Below are 7,092 nucleotides of genomic sequence, written 5' to 3'. Positions count from 1 at the left end.
TCGCGCAACCAATCGGGCAGATCGGCGGCGGGCGGTTCGGGCGCGGCAGGCGGCGGTAGGGGCGCCCCGGCGGGTCGCCCGGACGGGGCGGCGGGCGGTTCGGCGGCGATGTCGCGCAACCAATCGGGCAGATCGGCGGCGGGCGGTTCGGGCGCGGCAGGCGCGGCGGGCGGCAGGGGCGCCCCGGCGGGTCGCCCGGACGGGGGCGCAGCGGAAGCAGATGGAGGCATCTGCAACGTACTATCAGTAACCGGCAATTCCCGTAGCCACGCCGGGAGATCAACCGCTTCACTCGACTCATCGACGATACCGCCAGACCAGGACGGAAGATCACCGCTGGTATGCGCTTCAGCGCGACCAGCAGGCGACTCGTCGATGTGCTGTTCAAGACGTTCATCTGCCAGCCACGGAGGTGTGTCCATCTCACCGCTGCTGGCAGACAATCGAGACTCGAGTCCAACATCCGATACTCCGGTCAACGGCGCTGGTTCCGAAGCAGTCTCTTCGGATTCGGGCGTGTCCGGCATTGTGATGGATTCGCGCAGCGATTGGAGCCAGGAGGGTGGCGACTCCTCAGGCGACGCAGAAGCATCGAAAGGCGCTGTTGGAGTTTGATCGGAAATGGGCGTCCAGGGAGGCGCCGAAGCATTGTCTTCTGGCATGATGTCTGGCGCCGGACGTAACCACGAAGGTGTGGTCGCCTGTTCCGTCTCGTCTTCATCACGCAGCCACTCCGGCAAGCCGGAGAATAACGGCGTATCGCCTGTGTCCTGTCCCGGCTCCAGCGGCTTTGGCGGCAGCGGTACATCCTGGAGCCATGGCGGCAAATGTGGATTACGACTTGACCGGCTCAACACCTGCTCCCTGGACGCCAGCATGTCTTGCGATGATGAACCGCCACGATCGAGATCATCACTGATGAGAGTGCGTCCATCCCCTCATCGATCCAGATATGGTTGGTCGAACCCGAGCAATACCCGTACTCCTGCGACCAGCGCGCCAATGGCCGCCCCGATCAGCAAACCGCGCGCACCGGCAAGCACGACATAATCTGAAAACCAGCGCACCCCGTCGGCAACCGCCGGCGCGCGTTCCAGTTGCGGCAACGAGGCGGCAAGCAACGCCACTAGCGCCACGGCAACAATGACCAGCGCATCCGCTGTGCGGCGGCGAACGGCGCGCAGTGCTGCGCTCAGGCTGAAGAATGTCAGCAACGCGAGCAACGAACTGGCGAGCGGCGTATAGACCGCGCTGAACACCAGTCGCACCGGTTGCTCAATCAGGCTCGACGGAACGGTCAGACTGCCATCCGGGTTTTGCAATGGAAAGAGCGTTCCCGCAAAAATGACAGTCGCCATTGCCGCAAGCAATACCAGGCTATACCTCCAGTCGGCGCTGCGTCGTACGACGCGCCCAATGTGGTTGCCGGTCACATTCACCAACCCGATCACCAACGCCAGTGCAGCAATCAACGCAGCCCAATCGAGCGTTATCTGCGCGAGAGAACTGACGACCGGCAGAGGTCCGGCGAAGTCGATCAACACCAGCAACCCGGCCACTCCGGCGATCAGGGTGGCGATCAGACGTTTTGGATCGCGTAGAAAGGTCATCGATCCTTCCCGCTTCACAAGCCAATCAGCGATTGCCAGAGCGCCAGCACGATGATAGCGACGATTGCGACCGTGCGCAGCGCATCGTGGGTTAGCAGACGTCCCTGCGCTTCGGGTGCGCGTGAGAGATAGGCTTCGGCAGCGTAGATCTCCTCGCCGATCAGCGTTCCGTCAGCAGACAGGTAGATAAGCGGCAGCGCAGTCGATGTGGTAGCGCCGGCAACTTGCGGGATGCCGGATTGCGCTCCCGTCTCAGTCGCCAGCAGCGCTTCATACCCGAAACTGCCGATCAGCTGGCTGGCTTCGAAGCGTTGTCTCCCGTACAGCGTGACGACCCCCGAAGCATATGCCATCGGGTCTTGCTGCGCCAGCAATTGCACGTTCCCGGCGTCGTAATCCTGACCGAGGCCGGCGCGCTGATATGCTTGGCGCAACGTGCCGCGCAGCGCGAGATGAGCCACGGCGTCGCCAGAACTGGCGATGATCGGGATGCCGCTAAGAGCAGCCTCAGTAGCAGTGCGCTCTGCAGCAAGCAACCCCGCGATCGTTTCCGCTGTTGTCGCGCGCGAGCCAATGGCGCCACTCCCTGGCGAGAGATGAAGCGCGCGACCGGTTTCGGCGCCACTCCCCAACCCGCGCCGCAACGCCTCGAACGCGGGCAGCGGACGACGACCGAAGGTGCGCCGCCGGTCGAGCGCGCGTGCGTGGTAGAGGAGTGTCAGAATAATGACAATAAAAACGATGAGCAACAGGGCAAGCGTCTGAAGGGGGAGATCCACGAACCGCCTCCGCACAATTCTTTACACAGTCGTGCGCTGTGCTGGCTTTGAGTGTAATTCAAATCAAATCGTTTGTCAACAGTCACGGTTCAGAATATCGCGCAACTGCTCCCATCCGCGTGTGTCGGATAAGGCGTCAACATAGCGCGTCCAGCGGTCTCCTGGAACGAATGGACGGACGAAGAGCGTCATCTGGCTGGCGAGGAATCCAAGCGGTGCAAGAACATCGAGGAGGATACGGGCTGGCGCTGCCAGTCCGCGTTGCACCAGGGCATTGGCGAGTTGCTCGAGCGGTTCGTCGTCAGGGGATGGATTCATCATTCGTGCCGGTTGCGCGGTTTACGGAAAATGGCGCTGTCGAGCAGAATAGTCACCGGGCCGTCGTTCACCAGTGCGACCTGCATCATTGCGCCGAACTGTCCGGTGCTGACAGCAATTCCCAGGCGCCGAAGTTCGCTGGTAAAGGCTTCGACGAGTGGTACGGCGATCTCCGGCGGCGCAGCGTCGGAAAAACCAGGGCGGCGTCCGCGCCGGGTGTCGGCGTAGAGTGTAAATTGCGAGACGACCAGCGCCTCGCCGCCAATGTCGAGCAATGAACGATTGAAACGCCCTTCGTCATCGGCGAAAATGCGCAGATTGGCGCTCTTCTCTGCCAGCAGTTTCGCTTCCGCCTCGCTGTCACCGATGCCGACGCCGAGCAGGATTAGCAGCCCGCGTCCGATTGCGCCGACGACCCTGCCCTCAACGGTGACGGAGGCTTCACTGACACGTTGGATAACTGCCCTCATAACCTGTGGATCACCGTTCCATGGCTTGCGTCAGGTCAACCACCGCAATCGTGCAGCGGGAAATGCAGATCAGGCGTTCCTGCTCATCGACGATGCGGACCTCCCACACCTGCGTCGATTTGCCGATGTGCAGCGGTGCACCGATCGCCGTCACGACGCCGTCGCGCTTCGGGCGAATGTGATTGGCGTTGATCTCAAGTCCGAACGTCGCCTTTCCCGGCGGGCAATTGAAAAATGCGCCGATGCTGGCAACGGTTTCGGCGAGCGCAACCGACGCGCCGCCGTGGAGATACCCGAGCGGTTGATGATGGTCGGGCGTCACCGGCATGGTGGCGATGACTCGCTGTGGCGTCAATTCCGCTATCTGAATGCCGAGCCGGTCTGCCAGACCGCCGTGTGTGAGTTGAGATAAATCTGGTGTTGTCATAGAACCGAGAACTGAGAACCAAGAACTGATACTCATGTGCGATCATTCGTGCCATACTGCCGGGGCGCTGCGGGCGAAAGCCCTCGCTGAGGCAAGTGAAAGCCCCACTGGGGCTGCTGATGCCATTACGTGGTTATGCGTCCATGACCGCCAACGCGCGTTGTGGATCGGTACGTCTTGCGAACCGGGCGCTCGAATATCCTGTCTGACTGACCGCAAGGTAGTATGAGAACCGAGAACTGAGAACCAGGAACCGGATCGGGTTCGCCTTACCGCCTGCACCCTCTCCACTCGTTGCCGTTTCACGTCCCACGTTCAACATTCAACGTGCAACGCACAACCTTCCGCCTATCACTCTCTTGCTTATCGCCGTGCGTCTCCCTTCCAAACAATTGTATCATAATTGCCATCCTGCCACTTTTGCTATACTGTATATGAACGATCCGCTCTCCGAGTTCCAGAACTGAGGGTCTTATGGCTTACGCATCACTGATCGGCGCGGAGGTGCGTCGCAGGGAGGATCCGCGCCTGATTTCCGGCGCGGGACGCTACGTTGGCGATATGTCGCTGCCTGGTATGCAGCATGTCGCATTTGTCCGCAGTCCGTACCCGCATGCCCGGATTGGCGCTATCGACCCGTCGGCGGCGCTGCGTCTCCCGGGCGTCACGACGGTTGTGACCGGCGAGGACCTGCGAGGTGCATACACCGAGATGCTGTTCGAAGGCGGCGAAGGAGCAGATGTGGCGGGAGAGGCGCCGCCGAAATACTCACACTATCCCATCTCGGTCGGCAAGGTGCGACATGTGGGTGAAATTGTCGCAGCGGTCATCGCCGTCAGCCCGGCGGCGGCAGAGGATGGCGCGGCGGCGGTTGTGGTCGACTGGCAGCCGCTTCCGGCGGTTGCCAGCATGGAACAGGCGCTCCGTCCTGATGCGCCGCTGCTGTTTGAGGGATCGCAGAGCAATATCGACCATGTGTGGCGTCGTAAGCGTGGCGATGTCGAAACGGCATTCGCCTGCGCGCATCGAGTTGTGATGTTGCGCATGGTCAGCCAGCGTCTGTCGGGTGTGCCGATGGAAGGGCGCGCCGTACTGACGGCGCTCGATCCGATGACGGAGGGGTTGACCGTCTGGACCAGCACACAGGCGGCGCACTGGATCCGGCGCGACCTGGCAAAGATGTTGGGCATGGCGGAAAATCAGATCCGTGTGATCGCTCCCGATGTTGGCGGCGGGTTTGGCGTCAAGATCGGCGTCTATCCCGAAGAGGCGGCGCTGGCGGCGCTCACCCGGCGCCTGGGCATGCCGCTGCGCTGGGTCGAAACGCGCCTGGAGCACATGCAGGCGACGACTCACGGGCGGGCGCAGGTTGCGGAGTATGAAGCGGCGGTGACTGCTGATGGCGTCATTACGGCGCTGCGTGCTCGCGTTGTTGCCGACCTCGGCGCGTACCCGGTGTCGGCAGGCATCCCGAATCTGACAGGACAGATGGCTGTGGGGGTGTACCGCATTCCTGCTGTCGATTACGAAATTACCTGCGTTTACACCAACACCACGCCGGTTGCCGCCTACCGTGGCGCGGGTCGCCCAGAAGCCGCGTACTATATCGAGCGTTTGATGGACGCGATTGCGCTCGAATTGGGTCTTGATCCCGTCGAGGTGCGCCGGCGCAATTTCATTCCACCCGATGCGTTCCCCTACAAAACGCCCGTCGGTCCGACCTACGACAGCGGCGACTACGACAAGGCGTTGAGCAAGGCGCTGGAAGTGGGCCGCTATGCCGACCTGCGCGCCGAACAGCAGCGACGCCTTGCCGCGCGCGCTGCTGGTGAGCGTGTGCCGTTGCTGGGCATCGGCATCGCCTGTTACGTCGAGATGTGCGGCTTCGGTCCGTATGAAAGCGCGCATGTGCGTGTCGAACCTTCGGGGACGGTCACCGTCATGACCGGCATTTCGCCACATGGTCAGGGGACTGCAACGACCTTTGCACAGATCGTTGCGGACCAACTCGGCGCTGATTTCGAGAAGGTCATTGTGCGCAGCGGCGATACAGCGACAACGCCGATGGGCAATGGGACGATGGGCAGCCGCAGCCTGGCGGTTGGCGGCGGTTCGCTTGTGCGCGCGATTGCGCAGGTCCGCGAGAAGGCGCGCCGGATCGCTGCGCATATGCTCGAAGCGGCGCTCGATGATGTGGTGTTCGACGAGGGGCGCTATCACGTCAAAGGCGCGCCCGACAGCAGTCTGACACTGGCGCAGATCGCCGAACGCGCCTATTCCGATGATCTGCCTGATGATATTGATCCGGGACTGGAAGCGACCGATTTCTTCAAGCCGCCAGCATTGATCTATCCCTTCGGCGCACATCTGGCGGTTGTGGAAGTCGATCCCGACACCGGCATTGTGACCGTCCGCGACTACGTAAGCGTCGATGATTGCGGTCCGCGCATCAGCCCGCTGATTGTCGCCGGTCAGGTGCATGGCGGTCTGGCGCAGGGCATCGCACAGGCGCTGTTCGAGGAAGTCGTGTACGACGAAAATGGACAGTTGCTCAGTGGGTCACTTATGGACTATACTCTTCCCCGCGCCGATGATCTGCCTGCGTTTGTCGTCGAGCAGACGGTCACGCCAACGCCGCACAACCCGCTGGGTGCGAAGGGGATCGGTGAAGCCGCGACGATCGGCTCGACGCCGGCCATTGTCAATGCAGTCGTTGATGCGCTCAAACATCTCGGGGTACGGCACATCGACATGCCGCTGCGCCCTGAAAAAGTTTGGCGCGCCTGCAATCAGGCTCGAGGCGGAGCGTAAGCGCGACTCGCACATCTGCTAGCTGGCGCCTTGTGACGCCAGCGCCAATGAAAGGAGCGCCCTCATGGGTCTCGGTCAATTGTTCGGCAAGGACAAGAAGGACGAGGAGAAGTCAGAGCAGCACAAACTCGGCGAGACGATCAAGAACCTCAGCGATCGCATATACGAGCTTCAGAAGCAACTGAACCAGCGCACTTCCGAAATCGATCAGTTGACGATGCAACTGGCTGAGGCTCAGAAGCAGGCGGATGCTGCGAAAGGCGCTGCAAGCGCAGAACAACTTGCGCTTTCTGCCACTCAGGATGCACTGAAAGATGCAAATGCGCGTGTCCGTGAACTTGAAGCGCAGATCGGGCAACTGGCGAAGGAAAAGGCTGCGATGGAAGAGCAGGCGAAGAGCGCAGGCGCTGCCATTGCAGAACTGGCGGGCGGCAAGCCGGGTCTGGCTGTCGGCGCCACTGCCTGGGTGCAGAAGGCGGGCGGCAAGAATCTGCGGCGCCGCAGCGCCCCCGGTCTCAACTCACAGGTGCACGATGGTCTGGCGCCGGGCACGCAACTGACCCTGCTCGAAGGACCGGTCGCCGCCGACGGCTATCACTGGTGGCGCATCCGCGCCGCCGATGGTCGTGAGGGATGGGTGGCTGGTGAAGAACTGGTGACCGCTCCTGAATGACATG

7 protein-coding genes and 1 pseudogene are annotated in these 7,092 nt (G+C 61.9%); 2 read left to right on the top strand and 6 right to left on the bottom strand.

Annotation, left to right across the window (positions count from 1 at the left end; translation table 11 throughout):
* The 6 genes and pseudogenes from AC3EA7_RS18960 to AC3EA7_RS18935 all read right to left on the bottom strand — a co-directional run.
* Window positions 1–854: pseudogene (locus AC3EA7_RS18960) on the bottom strand (hypothetical protein); the annotation flags it as partial.
* Between the two features lie 84 nt (window positions 855–938).
* Window positions 939–1,610 (bottom strand): hypothetical protein, encoded by a 672-nt coding sequence (locus AC3EA7_RS18955; protein WP_488615639.1) that lies wholly within the window; start codon window positions 1,608–1,610, stop codon window positions 939–941.
* A gap of 14 nt (window positions 1,611–1,624) precedes the next feature.
* On the bottom strand, window positions 1,625–2,389 hold the full coding sequence (locus AC3EA7_RS18950) for a DUF6754 domain-containing protein (protein WP_488615638.1): 765 nt from the start codon (window positions 2,387–2,389) through the stop codon (window positions 1,625–1,627).
* A 75-nt stretch (window positions 2,390–2,464) separates the two neighbouring features.
* Entirely contained in the window at window positions 2,465–2,710 is a 246-nt protein-coding gene (locus AC3EA7_RS18945; protein ID WP_488615637.1) for a hypothetical protein, read from the bottom strand.
* Window positions 2,707–3,177 (bottom strand): D-aminoacyl-tRNA deacylase, encoded by a 471-nt coding sequence (gene dtd, locus AC3EA7_RS18940; protein WP_488615636.1) that lies wholly within the window; start codon window positions 3,175–3,177, stop codon window positions 2,707–2,709. The genes AC3EA7_RS18945 and dtd overlap by 4 nt, the downstream gene beginning before the upstream one ends.
* A 10-nt stretch (window positions 3,178–3,187) precedes the next feature.
* Window positions 3,188–3,604 carry a hotdog fold thioesterase gene (locus AC3EA7_RS18935; protein WP_488615635.1) on the bottom strand — a complete coding sequence of 139 codons (417 nt, stop codon included), beginning with the start codon at window positions 3,602–3,604 and terminating at the stop codon, window positions 3,188–3,190.
* Window positions 3,605–4,078: 474 nt separating this feature from the next.
* Here AC3EA7_RS18935 and AC3EA7_RS18930 point away from each other — a divergent pair, with 474 nt between their 5' ends.
* Both AC3EA7_RS18930 and AC3EA7_RS18925 read left to right on the top strand, forming a co-directional pair.
* Window positions 4,079–6,415, top strand: coding sequence for a xanthine dehydrogenase family protein molybdopterin-binding subunit (locus AC3EA7_RS18930; protein ID WP_488615634.1), 2,337 nt, complete (start codon window positions 4,079–4,081; stop codon window positions 6,413–6,415).
* A 64-nt stretch (window positions 6,416–6,479) separates the two neighbouring features.
* The gene (locus AC3EA7_RS18925; protein WP_488615633.1) at window positions 6,480–7,088 is read left to right on the top strand and encodes an SH3 domain-containing protein; all 609 of its coding nucleotides are present in this window, start codon (window positions 6,480–6,482) and stop codon (window positions 7,086–7,088) included.
* Window positions 7,089–7,092 lie beyond the last annotated feature (4 nt).

The sequence above is a fragment of the Roseiflexus sp. genome (genome assembly GCF_057785375.1).
The sequence above is the reverse complement of the archived record's forward strand: the minus strand, read 5'-3'. Positions and strand labels throughout refer to the sequence as shown.